14 protein-coding genes are annotated in these 17,084 nt (G+C 68.7%); 13 read left to right on the forward strand and 1 reads right to left on the reverse strand.

Annotation, left to right across the window (positions count from 1 at the left end; genetic code table 11):
- The first annotated feature begins 178 nt into the window (after positions 1–178).
- The 4 genes from PSQ40_RS00540 to PSQ40_RS00555 all read left to right on the forward strand — a co-directional run bounded on the left by PSQ40_RS00540 (position 179) and on the right by PSQ40_RS00555 (position 5,572).
- On the forward strand, positions 179–3,232 hold the full coding sequence (locus PSQ40_RS00540) for a pilus assembly protein (protein ID WP_273947884.1): 3,054 nt from the start codon (positions 179–181) through the stop codon (positions 3,230–3,232).
- Positions 3,229–3,663 (forward strand): type IV pilin protein, encoded by a 435-nt coding sequence (locus PSQ40_RS00545; RefSeq protein WP_273947885.1) that lies wholly within the window; start codon positions 3,229–3,231, stop codon positions 3,661–3,663. Before PSQ40_RS00540 ends, PSQ40_RS00545 begins: the two co-directional genes overlap by 4 nt.
- 215 nt (positions 3,664–3,878) lie before the next feature.
- Positions 3,879–4,784 carry an AraC family transcriptional regulator gene (locus PSQ40_RS00550; RefSeq protein WP_273948810.1) on the forward strand — a complete coding sequence of 302 codons (906 nt, stop codon included), beginning with the start codon at positions 3,879–3,881 and terminating at the stop codon, positions 4,782–4,784.
- 257 nt (positions 4,785–5,041) lie between these two features.
- Positions 5,042–5,572 (forward strand): GNAT family N-acetyltransferase, encoded by a 531-nt coding sequence (locus tag PSQ40_RS00555; protein WP_409242066.1) that lies wholly within the window; start codon positions 5,042–5,044, stop codon positions 5,570–5,572.
- A gap of 388 nt (positions 5,573–5,960) precedes the next feature.
- Here the strand turns inward: PSQ40_RS00555 and PSQ40_RS00560 are convergent, their stop codons facing one another.
- Positions 5,961–7,715, reverse strand: coding sequence for a methyl-accepting chemotaxis protein (locus tag PSQ40_RS00560; protein WP_273947886.1), 1,755 nt, complete (start codon positions 7,713–7,715; stop codon positions 5,961–5,963).
- 333 nt (positions 7,716–8,048) lie between these two features.
- Between PSQ40_RS00560 and PSQ40_RS00565 the strand changes: the two genes are divergently transcribed.
- The 9 genes from PSQ40_RS00565 (at position 8,049) to PSQ40_RS00605 (ending at position 17,026) form a co-directional block, all read left to right on the forward strand.
- Positions 8,049–9,224, forward strand: a complete 1,176-nt coding sequence (locus PSQ40_RS00565) for a class I SAM-dependent methyltransferase (protein WP_273947887.1) — start codon at positions 8,049–8,051, stop codon at positions 9,222–9,224.
- Between the two features lie 213 nt (positions 9,225–9,437).
- Entirely contained in the window at positions 9,438–10,583 is a 1,146-nt protein-coding gene (locus tag PSQ40_RS00570) for a LacI family DNA-binding transcriptional regulator (RefSeq protein ID WP_273947889.1), read from the forward strand.
- 467 nt (positions 10,584–11,050) lie between these two features.
- Positions 11,051–11,722 carry an amino acid ABC transporter permease gene (locus PSQ40_RS00575; RefSeq protein WP_273947891.1) on the forward strand — a complete coding sequence of 224 codons (672 nt, stop codon included), beginning with the start codon at positions 11,051–11,053 and terminating at the stop codon, positions 11,720–11,722.
- Positions 11,723–11,771: 49 nt separating this feature from the next.
- Positions 11,772–12,425, forward strand: coding sequence for an amino acid ABC transporter permease (locus tag PSQ40_RS00580; protein ID WP_273947892.1), 654 nt, complete (start codon positions 11,772–11,774; stop codon positions 12,423–12,425).
- A 56-nt stretch (positions 12,426–12,481) separates the two neighbouring features.
- A complete protein-coding gene (locus PSQ40_RS00585) occupies positions 12,482–13,300 on the forward strand; it encodes a transporter substrate-binding domain-containing protein (RefSeq protein ID WP_273947893.1) in 819 nt (272 codons plus the stop codon).
- Positions 13,301–13,350: 50 nt separating this feature from the next.
- Complete coding sequence (locus tag PSQ40_RS00590) at positions 13,351–14,136, forward strand: amino acid ABC transporter ATP-binding protein (protein WP_273947894.1); 786 nt, start codon at positions 13,351–13,353, stop codon at positions 14,134–14,136.
- On the forward strand, positions 14,133–14,960 hold the full coding sequence (locus PSQ40_RS00595; protein ID WP_273947895.1) for a sugar phosphate isomerase/epimerase family protein: 828 nt from the start codon (positions 14,133–14,135) through the stop codon (positions 14,958–14,960). Before PSQ40_RS00590 ends, PSQ40_RS00595 begins: the two co-directional genes overlap by 4 nt.
- A gap of 81 nt (positions 14,961–15,041) precedes the next feature.
- Positions 15,042–16,013 (forward strand): sugar kinase, encoded by a 972-nt coding sequence (locus PSQ40_RS00600; RefSeq protein ID WP_273947896.1) that lies wholly within the window; start codon positions 15,042–15,044, stop codon positions 16,011–16,013.
- Positions 16,010–17,026, forward strand: coding sequence for a 2-hydroxyacid dehydrogenase (locus PSQ40_RS00605; RefSeq protein WP_409338527.1), 1,017 nt, complete (start codon positions 16,010–16,012; stop codon positions 17,024–17,026). Before PSQ40_RS00600 ends, PSQ40_RS00605 begins: the two co-directional genes overlap by 4 nt.
- The last annotated feature ends 58 nt before the right edge of the window (positions 17,027–17,084 follow it).

A 17,084-nucleotide genomic window follows, 5' to 3' on the forward strand; every position in this document is an offset into this window, starting at 1 on the left:
TGGCAGGGGGGCGCTCATGACACGCCGGCCTGGCCTCGACCCGGCTGGACCCAGGGTCTCGCGGGCTGGGCGTGGCTGGTGCCCCGGCCTCGCCGGGCTGGTGTTGGTGGGCCTGGGGCCCCTGGCGGGGGCTGCACCCTGGGTCTGGCCGGAGCGGCCCTGGGGCAGCTTTCGCGGCGTGGTGCCCAACCTCATCGTCTCGGTGGCCGACGGGCAGGACCTGAGCCCCGCCGACCTGCAAACCTGGCAGACCGGGTTGGTCTCAGCCCTGGCGGCGGTGCCGGACGGGCGTCTGCACCTGGCTTTTCAGGCCTTGAGTGGCTGCCGCAGGGCGACCGCATCCGCTGGGACCGCGGCCTCCTGTCCCCCACTGACGTTGCGGCCGTTGGGCCCTGGCAGTCGCCAGGCATGGCGTGAGGGGTTGCAGGCCTTGCAGGCGGGACCGTCGCTGTCGGCCCACGACCTGATGGTGGCCGTGGCACGGCTGTTGGGCCGCCAGGGCCCGGAAGGGCCTTACGCGGCCCAGCCCGGGACCCAAGAGGCCCCGGCGGTTGCGTGCCGGCGATCGACCCACCTGCTGATCAGCGCCGACGCCTGGAACGGTCTGGCGTCCGCTGAGCCGGGCCTGGAACCGCAGGCCTCGGAGGACGGCCAGCGCCGCGCTTTGCCCGATGGCCAGTGGTTTGATCCCTATGGCGCCACAGCAACCCAGACCCGCGTGTACCGCGACGCCTTCGCCCATGCGCGCAGCGCCGACGCCGGGCCCGGCCAGGGCACCCTGGCCGACCTGGCGTTCCAGCTCTGGGCCGACGATGCCCAGCTGGATTTGCCTGACCTGGTGCGCCCCCTCTGGCATGAGCCCACGGTCGGCCCCGCGGGCCTCACGCCGTACTGGAATCCACGCAATGACCCCGCGGTGTGGCAGCACGCGATCACCCATGGCCTGGTGTCCGGCACCACCGCGCGCTGGCCCAACGCCGCTTGGCCCGACGCACCCCGGCCTGCCTGGCTTGGGCACGACCGGGCGGGCGATTTCATCGCCCTGACCGCGGGCACGGTGGGCTGGTGCTCGCCGTTGTCCAGGCCTTCGGGCGCCGATGGGCCCACGCCGCCCCAGCGCTGTGGCACGCTGGCCGATGCGCGCGCGCAGGACCTGTGGCACATGGCCCTCAATGGCCGTGGCCGCCTGGTGGCGGCGACTGCCCCCTGGGCCTGGCAACAAGGGCTGGACAGCCTGTTGGCCCAGGTGATCCAGGACGCCATGTTGCCGCCGGAACCACAGCAGCTGACGACCCAGCGGCTGGCCGACGCGCAGGGCGAAGTTCAAGCGGGTTTTGAGGCGCAGTCCTGGCGCGGCACGCTGACGGCCGGGGCTTGGCAGGGCGCGGTGGGGACTGCGCTGAGCCCAAGCTGGGACGCCGCCACCCAGCTGGAGGCCCTGGCCCCCGAGCAGCGCACGCTCTGGAGCCACGACGGCCAACAAGGCATTCGCTTCGAGTGGGCCGCGCTGGCGCCAGCCCAGCAAGCCGCGTTGGCAGGCGTGACGGCGTCCGAGCCGCTGTTGCCGGCCCAAGCGGCCGTCGGGCAATCGGTGTGGCGACATGCGATTGGCGATCGGCAGCAGGAAATGCGATGGGGCGGCCCCTGGCGCAACCGCCGCGGGGTGCTGGGCGCGGTCCACCACGCGGCGCCCTGGCGACTTCGCCCGCCCGACCCCAGCTTGCCCTGGCCGGGCCATGCCGAGTTTGCCGACCGGCTGAGTCAGCGACCGGGACTGGTCTTTGTGGCCGCCAACGGGGGGGCTCTGCATGCCTTTGATGCCGCCTCGGGCCGCGAGCGGATGGCCTACTTTCCGCGGGGGACGCTGGCCGCCTTGCGCACTTTGGCGGATCCCGCCGGAGCCCGCCCCTACACCGTGGATGGCCCGCCTTGGGGCGGCGACTTCTGGGATGGCCAGGTCTGGCGCACGGCCCTGGTCGGGGGCCTGGGGCGCGGTGGGCGCGGGTATTTTGTGCTCGACGTCACCGACCCCACCGACTGGGTGAATCCCCAGCATCGCCCAGGGGTCTGGCTGGACGCCACCGACGACCCAGACCCTGATCTGGGGCAGCAGTGGTTGGCCCCGGCCCCGCACCCGTCGCAGCCCGATCGGGCGGTTCAGATCACCCAGCTCAATGACGGGCGCTGGGCGGTGGTGCTGGGCAACGGCCTCAACAGCGCCTCTGAACAGGCGGTGTTGCTGGTCCAGTACCTCGATGGGGCGCGCGAGCGGCTCAAGCTGCCCACCGACGGGTTGGGCGGCCAGGGCAACGGTCTGTCCAGCCCGCAGCTGATCGACCTGGACGGGGATGGCCGTGCCGACGTCGCTTACGCGGGCGACCTGCTGGGGCAGATGTGGAAGTTCGACCTCAGTGCCACGCAGGCCACGCGCTGGCAGGTCGCCTGGGAGGGGCGCCCCCTCTTGGTGGCACGCGACGCCGAAGGCCAGCCCCAGCCCATCACTGTGGCACCGATGTGGACCCCCCACCCGCTGGGCGGCCTGATGTTGAGCTGGGGCACCGGCCGGGCCCTGACCGAGGCCGATTTGCTGGGCACCGCCACCCAGAGCCTGTACTCGGTGTGGGACAACACGCCCATCGTGGCGACCCGCCCCGGTGTCCGGTGGGGGGCGAGCCAGCCGCTGCCCACGCGCTGGCGCCAGGCGCCGACGCCCGTCCTGGTGGCGCAGCAGCTGGGCGCTGCCGAAGCGGTGGGGGCCGCCACGCTGTACCGGTCGAGCCGCCACCCCGTGGTCTACGGCAGCCCCTCCGTTGTGCGCGGCTGGTTCATGGACTTGCCGGCGGGCCAGCGGGTGCTCGAGCCCGGCCGTGCGCTGCAACGCCTGTTCTGGGCCCACACCGAGGTGCCGGCCCAGCCGGTGGCCGGGCGCGGGCCCTGCGATGAGGCTTGGTGGCCCGCCCAAGGCCGCGACTACGTGTTGGACGTCTTCAATGGCACCGCAGCGGCCGAGGGCAGCTTCGCGCTGATCGATGGGCAGGGGCAGCCGCAGTGGGCCGCCAGCGCCGGCTTCAGCGCTTGGCGGACGGAGGCCGGCCCACGTGCCTGGCGGCCACAGGGCCTGGGCGAATGGCAAGGCCGCAGTACCCAGACCGCGGAGGGCCCGCCGGTGACGTGGCGGGTGCGGGGCACAGGCTCGCCCTCGGCCCGGCTGGGCTGGCGGCGGCTGCGATGACGTCGACACCGGTTCGCCCAAGCGCCCTGGGCCTGACCTTGATCGAGGTCCTGATCACCTTGGCCCTGGTGGCGCTGCTGTGGGGGCTGGCCTGGCCGGCTTACCAGGCCCAGATGCAGCGGGCGCGGCGCACCGAGGCCCGTCAGGCCCTGGTGTCGGGGGCCTTGTGGTTGGGCCGCATGGCCACCGTGCAAGGTCGCTACCCCGCGGCACCCGACTGGCCTGTGCACCTGCAACTCAGCGCGACGGGTTTGTACCGCCTGCGCTACGCACCCAGTGAGGACCGCAGTGCCTACACCCTCAGTGCCACGCCCGAGCCGGGGCCCCAGCAATCGGACCCCTGCGGGACCTGGGTGCTGGACCAGGCTGGTGAGCGCCGCTTGGCCGACGGGGCCAGCCCTGCCCTGATCCGGGCCTGCTGGGGCCGCTGACCCCACGCGGCCAGCGCTCGCTCAGGGCGCTGGCGCCCGGAAGGGCCTTGGGGGCTGAGGGTGGGGGCGTGTGACTTTCTGCGGCGCTGGCTTCGCGGGGGCGGATTCAGTCGCTAACATGTGCCCGCGGTGTAGCCTGTTTGGGGTGGCGCCGGATTTTTTGCGACTTTGACCCCCTGACGCCCTTGAGCCCCCGAGAGATCAAAACCTACGGCATGTCCGAGCGTGCCAAGCACCTCGACTTCGACATCCGCGACTCGTCCGAACGGTCGCCGTTGCTGACGCCCCATCGGCACGCCTACTTTCAGATCCAGGTCAGCTTGGAAGGCGAGGCAGAGCACACGGTGGGGGCCAGCGTGCGCCCTTTTGCCAGCGGCACGCTGAGCTTTGTCTTGCCCTACCGCGTGCATGTGGTGTCGCATCCCCCCGGGTCTCGCTACGTGATCATCAATTTCTCGCAGGCCTTCTGGCGCCCCGACCTGCAAGTCGATGCGCTCGACCTCGAGGACGTGCCCCTGAGCCAGGTGCCGGAGCTGGGCCTGTTCCTGTTCCAGGAGTACACCGACTTTTGTTTCCCGCCCGACGCCTTCACCGAGGTGCGGCGCCTGGTCGATCAGATGTTGCTCGAGAACGCGCAGCGCCGCCTTGGCTCCTTGACCCTGCTCAGGGGCCTGCTCTTGCAACTGTTGGGCCTGAGTTGCCGCCAATTCGAGACCGATCTGCTGCGCCTCACGGCCGCCCGCACCCAGCAGGCCAGCCAGCATGAGGCCTTGCAGCGGGTTGCGCGTTTCATGCGTGAGCACCTGGCCGAATCGCTGACCCTCAGCGATGCCGCGGCGGCGGCCTTCCTGTCGCCCAACTACCTGGCCAACCTGCTGAAGAAAGAAACCGGCAAGACCTTCACTGAGCTGTTGACCGAGCGCCGCATTGAACGCGCGCAGGAGCTGCTGGCGCACAGCTCACAGCGCGTCATGCAGGTGGCCCATGCGGTGGGTTTTGCCGACGAGTCCTACTTCACCCGCCGCTTTCGGCAGAGCGTGGGCTTGAGCCCCCGAGTGTGGCGCGAGCAAGTTCGGCAAAAGTGGGCCCCCCCGGCCCCGCAGCCTGGTCCCGAGGCGTGAGTGCGGGACTGAATTGCGTCAATTTGTTGCCTGCGCGCCGATGCGGGCGGTTTGGCTTTCCGTTGGTCTTAAAAGAACGACCGTTGGTGCCTGATCGGGCGAAATCCAAGGCGCTCTGGGGCGTTCGGAACCTGAAATTTCGGGCTTGGCAAGCCTTGGGCGACTGGGTCATCAGGGTAAAGCCGAGGCAAGTTTTGGCCTATCTGCGACAATCTCGCCTCCCGAAAATTTTGACCGTCCGAAGAATAACTTTCTAAATGAGCACTCTGACCACCGTTGAGATCCGTCCTGCCACCTTGCGAGATGCCAAAACCGTAGCCGAAATCCACACTGTGGCCTCACAGGCCGCCTATAAAGGAATTGTTCCCGACGAATACCTGAAGTCTTCTTCGACCGAGAAGCGTGTCGCCCAGTGGCGCGAAGCCATTGAGTACTGTGAACCCCAGGTCCAAGTGGCCATGGACGAAGGCAAAGTGGTCGGCTTTGTCGGCTTCGATCGTTCGCGCGATCCGAAGTCCCGTCCGACCACGGGCGAAATCTGGGCCCTGTACGTCCTGCCCTCGCATTGGGACAAGGGCGTGGGCTTGGCCCTGTGGGATGCCGCTCGCGATGGCCTCTCCGAAGAAGGCTGCACCAACGTGACGGCCTGGGTGCCGCTGCGCAACGAGCGCGCCATGCGCTTCCTCGAATTGGCCGGTTTCAAGCGCGAGCTGACCACCGCCAAGACCACGCCCATGGGCGCCATCAAGCTCGAGGAAATTCGCCTCAAGCGCGCTGACCTGAACTGAGGTCAGCGGCTCGGCCTTGCCGGGCAGGTCAGTGAAGGGCTGGCAAGCCAACAGGCCACGGTCGCAAGACGGTGGCCTTTTTTGCGTGCCCAGGTGCCTCAGCAAAACGCCCAGTCTGACTCAGGTTCAGTCTGGGCGTGGCGGGTTGGGGGCGTTTGGCAGGTGGGCCGGCTGGGCCTTGGGGCTTGCCCAAGAACCACTGACCCAAGCCTTGGGACGGCCGTGGCTTGCCTCGTTGTGCCGCTTGTGCGGCCTGCGGCTTCGCGCCTCGCCTCAGGCGCCAACCTTCGATGGGCTGAGGCGTGTCAGGGCTTCCAAGAGGGCGGTGAGGCCTCAGCGCTGAGCCGCAGGCTCGGCCGCGAGGGCCTCGCCGCGTCTCAGGCCAGCGTCAGAAGCTTTCCCAGTCGTCGGCTGCGCCCGCTTGGGCGCTGCTGGCGGCGGGCTTGGGCGCGGCGGCCAGCGCGGGGGCCTTGGTTTTGGCCGGTGCGCTGCTCAGTTTGGGTTTGGGCGCAGAGGGGGCCGGGCGTGGTGCACTGGCCGTCATGGGGGGGCGGCGCAGGGGTTCTGCCACGGTCAGGCCAGCCCCGGCGGCCAGCTTGAAGGCGCTGACCACCTCGGCCAGGCGGGCCGCCTGGTTACGCAGGCTGTCGGCCGCGGCCGCGCTTTCTTCGACCAGGGCCGCATTTTGTTGGGTCACCTGGTCGAGCTGGTTCACGGCGTCACCAACCTGGGCAATGCCGCTGGACTGTTCGTGCGAGGCGTTGGAGATTTCGCTGATCAGCGAGCCCACGCGCTTCACCTGGGTCACGATCTCGGTCATGCTCTGGCCGGCCTCGTCCACCAGGCGGGTACCGGCTTCCACCTTCTCGACGCTGCCACCGATCAGGGTCTTGATCTCCTTGGCGGCTTCGGCCGAGCGTTGGGCCAGCGAACGCACTTCGCTCGCCACCACTGCAAAGCCTCGACCTTGCTCCCCGGCCCGCGCGGCTTCGACTGCAGCGTTCAAAGCCAGTATGTTGGTCTGGAAAGCAATGCCATCAATGGTGCCGATGATGTCGCTGATCTTGTTGGAGGCGGCCGAAATCTCTTGCATGGTCTGCACCACCTGGCCCACCACCTCGCCGCCTTTTTCGGCCGCATGCGAGGCCTCGGTGGCGAGGCGGTTGGCTTGCTGGGCCGTGTCGGCGTTGGTTTTGACGGTGCTGGTCAGCTCTTCCATCGAGGCTGCGGTCTGCTGCAGGTTGCTGGCTTGGGATTCCGTGCGTTGGCTCAGGTCGGCGTTGCCGGTGGCAATCTCGGCCGAGCCGGTGGCGATGCTGTCGCTGCTGTGGCGCACCTGGCTGACCACGTCGACCAGGCGGTCGTTCATGTGTTGCAGGGCCAGCAGCAGGGTGGCGGCCTCGTCGCGGCCATCGATGTGGATGGTGGAGGTCAGGTCGCCCGCGGCCACAGTTTCGGCCACTTGCACCGCTTCGTCGATTGGGCTGGTGATCGAACGGGTCAGGACCACGGCCAGTGCAGCGCCCACCACCAGGGCCAGACCGATCAAGACCATGGTCATCTGGACGGAGCGCAGGTAGTCCGCCGCGGCTTGCTGAGTCGATTGAACGGCGCCGTCACTGTTCAGGGCGATGCTCTTTTGCAAGGCTTCATCGGTGCTGAGGAAGGCCCGGCCTGCGTCGGTGGTCGAGATCTTGCGCGCCTCGCGTTCTCCCGCGTCACCGCTGGCCGACAGGCTGAGCACTTTCTTGTCGATCTCCACATAGGCGTTCCAGCGTTCCTTGACGGTGTTCCACATCTGGCGCTCTTCGGGCGAGGAGATCAGCTTTTCGTAGCTGGCAAAGGCTTCGGGGATACGGGTGGCCAGCACGCGATCATGGCGCTCCATCTGGCTCTTTTTGAGCTCGGGGGTGTCCTCGAGCACATGGCGCAAAGTGACGCGGCGGACCTCGTTGATGGCCGTGCGAACCTCACCCAGGGCTTTGATGCTCGGCAGCCAATTGGTACCCAACTCATTCGCATTGGCATTGACCTTGCGGATCTCAAGCATCCCGGCGCCCCCGACGAGCATCAGCAACAGCAACATCAGGCCGAAGCCCAAGCCGAGTCGGGTACCAATCTTGAAGTTTCGGAGGAATTGCATGGGCTTCTCGAGGGGTTGTAAGTTATCAGAAAGGTTAAATTTTCTGTAGAAATGATATCACAAAATCATATTTTTGGGCGTCTTGGTGAAATTAGCCTATCAAATGTGAGGAATGTCACTGTTGTTGAGCAATGATCTGAGAAAAATGAGCCAAGAGAGATGGTGAAAGTCCCTAGCCCTGAAGGCCTCTTTGGCCTTGACCTCGCCGGTGTGGCGCCTCGGTTGGCGGAGGGCGGTTGCAACAGGGCGGTGACGGGGGAGGCCGTCGGCTGGGTGGCTTGTTTTCTCGGGCTGGCTTCCGCTGGTACGGTGGTCAGCGGCCACAATCGGGGCATGACTGACATTTCAAGCGTTTCCTGGACCGACGCGTCCGGCCAGGCCCAAACGGCGCGCTGGCGTTCCGAGGCGGCGGTGTCGGCGCCCCACAAATGGGCGCTGGCCGACGACACCCTGAATGCGAACACCGCCTACCGCTGGGTCTGCGAAGGCACGGCGCTGATCTGGCAGGGCGACTTCCAGAATGCACGCCAGTTGTTGCAAGCGCTGGCACGCCGCATCGATCGCAAGCCCCGCAAGCTCAAGGCCCCAGCCACCCAGATGGCAGAAGCGTTTCACCAGCACCGGCAGGGGCAGGCCCAGCGCGCCCGTTTGCTGGGCATGCTGCTGATCCCGGTGGCGCCGGATTACAGCGTGCCGCTGCGCCGCGCGCCCGAGGTGCGCCAGGCCCTGACCGAGGTCTGGGGGGCCCCCGATGGCCAACCCTCGCTGTTGACCTTGCGCGAACTGCAGGGCCTGATTGGCGCCCACGAATGGCGCAAGAAGGGCGTTGAGATCCCGGCCCTCGGCCCCGCCCCGCGCAACCGCATCCACCCTCACTACGGCGTGTTCTCGCCCGTGCGGGGTGAGTACGTGGAACTGGTGCGCCAGGCGCCCTGGCCCGCTGCCTGGGGTCCCGAGGCCCGGGCCTTTGACATCGGCGCGGGCACGGGCGTGCTGTCGGCCTTGCTGGCGCGCCGTGGGGCGCGGCAGGTGGTCGCCACCGACCAGGACCCGCGCGCGCTGGCCTGTGCCGAGGCCAACCTGCGTCAGTTGGGGGTGGCGAACGCGGTACAGCTGGTGCAGCAGGACCTGTTTCCCGCAGGGCAGGCCGCGCTGGTGGTGTGCAACCCGCCGTGGCTGCCCGCCCGGCCCAGCTCGCCCATCGAACACGCGGTGTACGACCCTGACAGCCGCATGTTGCGGGGCTTTTTGGCCGGTCTGGCGGCCCACCTGGTGCCCCAAGGGGAGGGGTGGCTGATCCTGTCCGACCTGGCGGAGCACCTGGGCCTGCGCTCGCGCCGACAGCTGATGGGCTGGATCGCCGACGCGGGCCTGCAGGTGCTGGGCCGGCTTGATGCGCGGCCGCAGCACCCCAAGGCCAGCGACCCGGGCGACCCCCTGCACCGGGCCCGCGCCGCGGAGGTCACCTCCTTGTGGCGCCTGGGGCATGCGGCGGCCGTGGCCGTTTGAAGCGGTGTGAGGCTGCTGGAGGCGGTTTGAGGGCGCTGGCCGGGCGCTGTGCCGCCTGTGGACCGCGGTGTGACCGGGTTTGTCCCGGGCTGGGCCGCGCGCTCGCGGCGCTAACATGCCGACGTTATGAAACTGGTTTCAGGCTGACCGTTGACCGGGCTTGAGGCCGGCCGCACGCTCGCCAACGCGCCCCGATTTCCACTGCTTTCACCTGTGCCCGCTCCCAAATCACCCCGCGCTTCAACCCCTTCGGCGCCCGCCACGGCCAGTCCGGCCCGCGCCACCATCGCCGATGTGGCCCGCGAGGCGGGGGTGTCCAAGGCCACCGTGTCGCGCTTCCTGAACCACCGCGACACCCTGCTCACGCCCGACATCGCGGCCCGGGTCGAGCGCGCCGTCAGCGCCCTGGGCTACTCGCCCAGTCCCATGGCGCAGGCGCTCAAGCGCGGCCGCAGCCGCCTGATCGGGCTGGTGGTGGCCGATGTCACCAACCCCTACTCGGTGGCCGTGCTGCGCGGGGCCGAGCAAGTCTGCCAGGAGGCGGGCTACCTGGTCATGTTGTTCAACCTGGGCAACGACAGCGGGCGCGAGCGCGAGGCGATGGCGGCGCTGGCGTCCTACCAGGTGGAGGGTTTCATCCTCAACACCCTGGGGCGCGACCCCGAGGCCGCGGCCGAGGCCACCCGCCAGGGCCGGCCCGTGGTGCTGGTGGACCGCCGCCACAGCGGCATGCAGGCGGACTTTGTTTCGCTGGACAACGCCCAGGCCGTGCAAATGGCCTTGACCCACCTGCAGGCCCAGGGTTGGCGGGAGCTGCTTTACGTGACCGAGCCGGTGCGCGGCGTCAGTTCCCGCACCGAGCGTGAGGCGGCCTTTCGCGCGGGCTGCCACCCATCGCAGCAGGGCGAGGGGAGGGCGGCCTTGAGTGGCCAGACCTTCGAGAGCCAGGAGGCCCGGCCCGAGGCGCCCGACGCCCCCGTGCTGGCGCTGATGGCGGCGCTGCAGGCCTTGCGCGAGCGCGCCGCGGGGCGACCCGCTGCGGTCTTGTCCAGCAACTCGGTGGTCACCTTGCGCCTGAGCGCGGCGATGGCCCGCCTCGGTTGGCAGTGGGGGCGCGAGCTGGGCCTGGTGGGCTTTGACGACACCGACTGGGCCCCCCATGTGGGGCCGGGCATCAGCACCATCGCCCAACCCACCCATGACCTGGGGCGGCTGGCAGCCAACTGCCTGTTGGAGCGCCTGCGGGGCTTGTCACTGGCGCCGCGTCAGATCCTCTTGCCCGGCACCCTGGTGGCCCGGGGCTCGTCGCGAGCCCCTGCCAACCCCGAGGCCCTGCGCCAGGAGCCGACCCCGCCCTGAGCGCCCTGAGCGCCCTCCACCCGTCGGGCCCTCGGGGCCCTCAGCCTGGGGCCATTCAACCCTGCGTTCACTCGATCCTGCGTTCATGCGAGCCGGTAGCAGCCGGTGGGCGACTCGGTCCTGACGGGGCAGCGTGGACTCCCCGAGGTCGCCGCTGTTCTGGAAGGGGAGGGCGACGCTCTGAGGGGGCTTCCAGATTCGCGGCCGTCCACGGCGGTGGCACGTGCTCCTGCACATCGGCACATCGGCACATCGGCACATCGGCACATCGGCACATCGGCACATCGGCACATCGGCGTCCAGGGCCCGGGAGGCACCCCTCAGGGTTTCTTCTGATTCCAAGATGAAACCGGTTTCTTAAACTTATGAAATCGGTTTCAGCATGACGCAGTGTCGGTCTGGAATGGGGCTCAAACGGGTTTGTGGCTCGGCGCTTCGGCGCGGCGCAGGCTTCAGCGGAACACAACGTGAACTACAGCTTTCAATTTGAAGAGGTGCTGGCCGCATGGCCGCTGTTGCTCAAGGGCACCTGGATCACGGTGCAGCTGTCCTTGTTGGCCACGGTCCTGGGCTTGTGCGTGGCGATCCTGTGCGCCTGGGGCAAGACGGCGGGCCCCAAGCCGCTGCGCTGGGTGATCCAGGCCTACATCGAGCTGATCCGCAACACGCCGTTCCTGGTCCAGCTGTTCTTCTTCTTTTTCGCCTTGCCGGCGATCGGCCTGCGCTGGAGCGCTTACACCGCGGCCTTGACGGCGATGGTGATCAACCTGGGGGCCTATGCCACCGAGATCATCCGCGCCGGGATCGAGGCCATTCCCAAGGGGCAGATCGAGGCGGGGCTGGCGCTCAACCTCAAGCGTTGGGAGATCTTCCGCTTCATCATCCTCAAGCCCGCGCTCAAGGCCATCTACCCGGCGCTGACCAGCCAGTTCATCTTGCTGATGCTGAGCTCGGCCGTGGTCTCGGTGATCTCGGCCGACGACCTGACCTCGGTGGCCGCCAACCTGCAATCGCAGACCTTCCGCAGCTTTGAGATCTACATCGTGGTGGCCTTGATATACCTGGGGCTGTCGATGCTGTTCTCGGCCCTGTTCAAGCTGATCTACCAGTGGGGACTGAACTACCCCGACCGGCGCTGAGGCGCACCGCCCAGCCCCCTTGATTCACGGGTACCAGGAGATTTGACCCATGCGCAGCTTTGGTTTGTCTGAGTTCATGTTCATTGTGGAGGCCGCCCGCTGGACGCTGGCCTTGTCCCTGCTGGCCTTCGTCGGCGGCGCGCTGGTGGGCCTGATGGTGGCCCTGGCGCGCAGCTCGGAGTCGCGCTGGGCGCAGGGCGCCGCGGGCTTGTTCATCCAGGTGTTTCAGGGCACGCCGCTGCTGCTGCAGTTGTTCCTGATCTTTTTCGGCGCACCGGTGCTGGGCCTGGACATCAACCCCTGGGTGGCGGCCGGGCTGGCGCTGATCCTGAACAGCGGGGCCTTCCTCGGTGAGATCTGGCGCGGCTGCATTCAGGCCGTGCCGCGCGGCCAGAGTGAAGCCGCCCACGCGCTGGGCCTGTCGTACATCAGCCGCCTGCGCGACGTGGTGCTGCCCCAGGCCTGGCGCATCGCCGTGCCGCCCACCGTGGGCTATGGCGTGCAGATCATCAAGGGCACCTCGCTGGCGGCCATCATCGGCTTCACCGAGATCACCCGCGCTGGTCAGATCATCAACAACGCCACCTTCCAGCCGCTGCTGGTGTTCAGCGTGGTGGCGGCGCTGTACTTCGTGCTGTGCTGGCCCCTGTCCCTGCTGGCTGCGCGCATGGAGCGGCGCCTGGCCGCGGCGCAGGCGCGCTGAGCCGCCCTGTTTGTTTTGCTGTGCCCCCTCAACTTTCATTTCAACTGGAGACTGCCATGACCCGTTCCGCGAACCCGCTCTCGTCCGGCCTGAGCCGCCGCACCCTGACCGCTGGCCTGGTCGCCACGGCCCTGGGCTCCTTGCTGCCCGGCGTTGGCTCGGCGCAGACCCTGGAAGAACTCAAGAAGAAGGGCGAAATCACCATCGGCCTGCTGGTGGACTTTCCGCCCTACGGCACCACCAACGCGCAGAACCAGCCTGACGGCTACGACGCCGATGTCGCCAAGCTGCTGGGCAAGGACCTGGGCCTGAAGGTCAACCTGGTGCCGGTGACCGGCCCCAACCGCATTCCTTTCTTGCTGACCAACAAGCTCGACTTGCTGGTGGCCTCGCTGGCCATCACGCCCGAGCGGGCCAAGCAGGTGCAGTTCTCCACCCCTTATGCGGCTGCCACCATTGTGTTGTTCGGCGCTGCCAAGACCCCCATCAAGAGCGCCGCGGACCTGAAGGGCCTGCGCGTGGGCGTGGCGCGGGCCAGCACCCAGGACGTGGCGGTCACCAAGGCCGCGCCCGAGGGCACCGAGATCCGCCGTTTTGACGACGACGCATCGGCCATGCAGGCCCTGCTGTCGGGTCAGGTGGACGCGATCGGCTGCTCGGTCACCGTGGCCGCGCAGATCAACAAGCGGGCCCCGGCGGGAGCCTTTGACGTCAAGTTCAACCTGCTGCAGCAGGCCATGGGCATGGCGATGCGCCCCAACCAAGCCGAGCTGCTCAAGGTGGTCAATGAATTTGTCGCCCGCAACACCGCGAACGGCGAGCTGAACAAGCTCTACCGCAAGTGGCTGGAGACCGACCTGCCCAAGCTGTCCTGAGCCGATTTCCACCGCGCACCACCCGCCGTCCAACCGACCCTTGCCCCGCCATGACCTCCATCGCCCCCGCCAGCCCCCGCCCAGCCGACCCCATCATCCGCCTTGAGCAGGTGTCCAAGTGGTACGGCCAGTTCCAGGTGCTCACGGACATCAGCCTCAGCGTGCAGGCTGGCGAGCGCATCGTGATCTGCGGCCCGTCGGGCTCGGGCAAGTCGACCCTGATCCGCTGCATCAACCGGCTCGAGACCGTGCAGCAGGGGCGCATCGAGGTCGATGGCATCGACCTCACGGCGGGCGGGCGCAATGTGGACGCGGTGCGGCAAGAGGTGGGCATGGTGTTCCAGCAGTTCAACCTGTTCCCGCACCTGACCATCCTGCAGAACTGCACGCTGGCGCCGATGCGCTCGCGCGGCATGAGCGCACCGGAGGCCGAGGCGGTGGCCATGAAGTACCTGACCCGGGTGCGCATCCCGGACCAGGCCCACAAGTACCCCAGCCAGCTCTCTGGCGGGCAGCAGCAGCGCGTGGCGATCGCGCGTGCCCTGTGCATGACGCCCAAGGTGATGCTGTTCGACGAGCCGACCTCGGCGCTCGACCCCGAGATGGTCAAAGAGGTGTTGGACACCATGATCAGCCTGGCCGACGATGGCATGACCATGCTGTGTGTGACCCATGAGATGGGCTTCGCCCGCAGCGTGGCCGACCGGGTGATCTTCATGGCCGATGGCCGCATCATCGAGCAGGCGCCCCCGGCCGAGTTTTTTGGCCAACCCCAGCACGCTAAGACGCGCCAATTTCTGGGGCAGATCTTGTCGTCGCACCAGGCGACCGCATGAGCGGCGCCGACGCGGGGGCGTTTGCGGCCCTGATCTCGCTCACCGCCTTCGGGGCCAGCGACGTGCTGCGCCTGGGGCAGCTGCATTTCTCCGAGCTGGCCCACGCGGCCGGCGCCGATGGGGTGGAGGTGCGCGGCGAGTTGTGGCGCGGTGGGGCCGCCGAGCGGCAGGACCTGGCCCAGGCCCTGGCGGCGCTGGGCCTGCAGCGCGTCTATTCCAGCCCCCAAGGCCTGTGGCAGGACGACGGGGCGCTGGACCATGCGGCCCTGGCCGACGGCCTGCAAACCGCGCAGGCCTTGGGGGCGCCCCGTTTGAAGATGGCCATCGGCGGGTTCTCGACCGCCTCGTGCCGCACCTTGTCGACCTTGCAAGCCACCCTGGCGCAAACCCCTGGCCTGGACTTGGTGATCGAGAACGACCAGACCGCCAGTGCCGGCACCCTGGGGGCCTTGCAGCGGTTCACGGCCGCCTGTGACCAGGCGGGGGTGTCCCTGGGCCTGACCTTTGACATGGGCAACTGGCATTGGACGGGGGAGTGCCCCTTGCAGGCGGCGCAGGCGCTGGCCCCGCGGGTCCGCTATGTGCACTGCAAGGGGGTGCTGCGCCAGCCGCAGCGCTGGGTGGCGGTGCCCCTGGCGCAGTCGCAGGCCCCTTGGCGCGCGGTGTTGCGTGCGCTGCCCGCCGACAGGCCGTGGGCCATCGAATACCCGCTGCAGGGCGATGACCTGTTGGCCACCACGCGTGGCGAGTTGGCCCTGCTGCGCGCGGAGGCCCAGCGGGTCCGCGCTGTGCACGAATCAAGCGCCTGGTGCGAAGCGGCATGAGGGCGTTGGGGGGCCGTGGGCCCGGGCTGAACGGCTGGGCGTGTGCAAGGCCCGGCCTCTATTTTTGAAGAAGGTGTGTTCATGCAGGTTGCCACTTCCCCGTCCGGACTGGACGTGATCACGTTCGGTGAGGCCATGATGCTGCTGGTCGCCGACCGGCCTGGCCCGCTGGAAGACGCGCAAGCGTTTTTCAAGCGCACGGCCGGGGCCGAAACCAATGTCGCCATCGGTCTGGCCCGTTTGGGCCTGCGCGTGGGGTGGGCCAGCCGCCTGGGCACCGACTCGATGGGCCGCTACCTGCTGGCGGCCATGCAGGCCGAGGGCATCGACTGTTCGCATGTGGTTTGCGACCCAATGCAACGCACCGGCTTCCAGTTCAAGGGCCGCGTCACCGACGGCAGCGACCCGCCGGTGGAATACCACCGCCGGGGTTCGGCGGCCAGCCAGATGGGCCTGGCCGACATCGACGAGCCCTGGTTGCTGGCGGCGCGCCACCTGCACGCCACCGGGGTGTTCGCTGCGGTGTCGGCCACCACCTTGCCGGCGGCGCGGCACAGCATGGCGCTGATGCGCGCCGCCGGCCGCAGCGTGTCGTTTGACACCAACCTGCGGCCCACGCTGTGGGGCAGTGCCGAGCTGATGCGGCGCGAGATCAACCAACTCGCCAGCCTCGCCGACTGGGTGCTGCCGGGCATCGAGGAAGGCCGCTTGCTCACAGGCTTGCACAGCCCGCAGGACATCGCGCAGTTCTACCTGGCGCAGGGCGCGCGCCTGGTGGTGGTCAAGCTCGGTGCGGCAGGGGCCTACTACCAGGGACACCACCAAGGCGAGGCCGTGTCGGGCCATGTCGAGGGCTTCCCGGTGGCCGAGGTGATCGACACCGTGGGCGCGGGCGATGGCTTTGCGGTGGGCGTGGTCAGTGCGTTGCTCGAGGGGCTGACGGTGCCGCAGGCCGTGCAGCGCGGTGCCTGGATCGGCGCGCGCGCGGTGCAGGTCTTGGGCGACACCGAAGGCCTGCCCACCCGGGCTCAGTTGCAGGAGGCCGGGCTGTGACGGCCGCCCGTCCGCTGGAGGGGACACGCCGCCGGGTGCTGGTGTTCCGCGAGCTGCCACCCGATCTGCTGGCGCAGTTGCAGGCGCAGCACGAGGTCACGGTCGCCAACCCGCGCGTGCCCGAGCAGCGCGCGGCCTTCGACGCCGCTTGGCCCGACGCCGAAGCCCTGATCGGCGCCAGTGTGTCCATCACCGAGGCGATGCTGGACCGGGCACCGCGGTTGCGGGTGATCTCCAGCATTTCGGTGGGGGTGGACAACTACCCGTTGGCGGCCTTGCGGGCGCGCGGCATCGCGCTGTGCCACACGCCAGGGGTGCTGACCGAGACCACGGCCGACACGGTGTTTGCGCTCATCATGGCCAGCAGCCGCCGCTTGGTGGAACTGGCCCTGCATGTGCGTGAAGGGCGCTGGCAACGCAACATTGATGAGTCCCTGTTTGGCCGCGATGTGCATGGCAAGACGCTGGGCATCCTTGGCTTTGGCCGCATCGGTCAGGCCCTGGCGCGGCGCGCCGCGCTGGGCTTCAACATGCCGGTGCTCTACCACGCCCGGCGTGCCGTGGACCTGGCCCGGCATGCGCCCGAGTTGCAGGGGCGTGTGGCACACCGGCCGCTCGACGAGGTGCTGGCCGCGTCGGACATCGTGGCCGCGGTGCTGCCCCTGACCCCCGCCACCCGGGGGCTGATGGACGCGGCCGCGTTTGCACGCATGAAGCCCGGAGCCATCTTCGTCAATGGCGCGCGCGGTGCGATCGTGGATGAGGCGGCGCTGCTGCAGGCGCTGGACCACGGCACCTTGAGCGCCGCGGGGCTTGATGTGTTTGCCACCGAACCGCTGCCGCAGGCGTCGCCGCTGCGGACCCATCCCCGGGTCACGGCCTTGCCCCACATTGGCTCGGCCACCCACGAAACCCGCTACGCCATGGCCGCGCTGGCCACCCGCAACCTGCTGCAGGCGCTGGCCGGGGAGACCCCCGAGGCGCTCTACACCGAGTCGTCCGTCGGCCTGTGAGGGCCGAGGCGCCCCATGTGGGGGGCGCCCTGGGACTTGGCCAGGCTTCACCCCGCTG

This window comes from Curvibacter cyanobacteriorum (assembly GCF_028649475.1).
GTDB classification, from domain to species: domain Bacteria; phylum Pseudomonadota; class Gammaproteobacteria; order Burkholderiales; family Burkholderiaceae_C; genus Curvibacter; species Curvibacter cyanobacteriorum.

Coding starts and splice junctions, on each gene's coding strand:
- PSQ40_RS00545 (WP_273947885.1), top strand. CDS start 3,229: ATGACGTCGACACCGGTTCGCCCAAGCGCCCTGGGCCTGACCTTGATC.
- PSQ40_RS00550 (WP_273948810.1), top strand. CDS start 3,879: ATGTCCGAGCGTGCCAAGCACCTCGACTTCGACATCCGCGACTCGTCC.
- PSQ40_RS00555 (WP_409242066.1), top strand. CDS start 5,042: ATGAGCACTCTGACCACCGTTGAGATCCGTCCTGCCACCTTGCGAGAT.
- PSQ40_RS00560 (WP_273947886.1), bottom strand. CDS start 7,715: ATGCAATTCCTCCGAAACTTCAAGATTGGTACCCGACTCGGCTTGGGC.
- PSQ40_RS00565 (WP_273947887.1), top strand. CDS start 8,049: ATGACTGACATTTCAAGCGTTTCCTGGACCGACGCGTCCGGCCAGGCC.
- PSQ40_RS00580 (WP_273947892.1), top strand. CDS start 11,772: ATGCGCAGCTTTGGTTTGTCTGAGTTCATGTTCATTGTGGAGGCCGCC.
- PSQ40_RS00585 (WP_273947893.1), top strand. CDS start 12,482: ATGACCCGTTCCGCGAACCCGCTCTCGTCCGGCCTGAGCCGCCGCACC.
- PSQ40_RS00590 (WP_273947894.1), top strand. CDS start 13,351: ATGACCTCCATCGCCCCCGCCAGCCCCCGCCCAGCCGACCCCATCATC.
- PSQ40_RS00595 (WP_273947895.1), top strand. CDS start 14,133: ATGAGCGGCGCCGACGCGGGGGCGTTTGCGGCCCTGATCTCGCTCACC.
- PSQ40_RS00600 (WP_273947896.1), top strand. CDS start 15,042: ATGCAGGTTGCCACTTCCCCGTCCGGACTGGACGTGATCACGTTCGGT.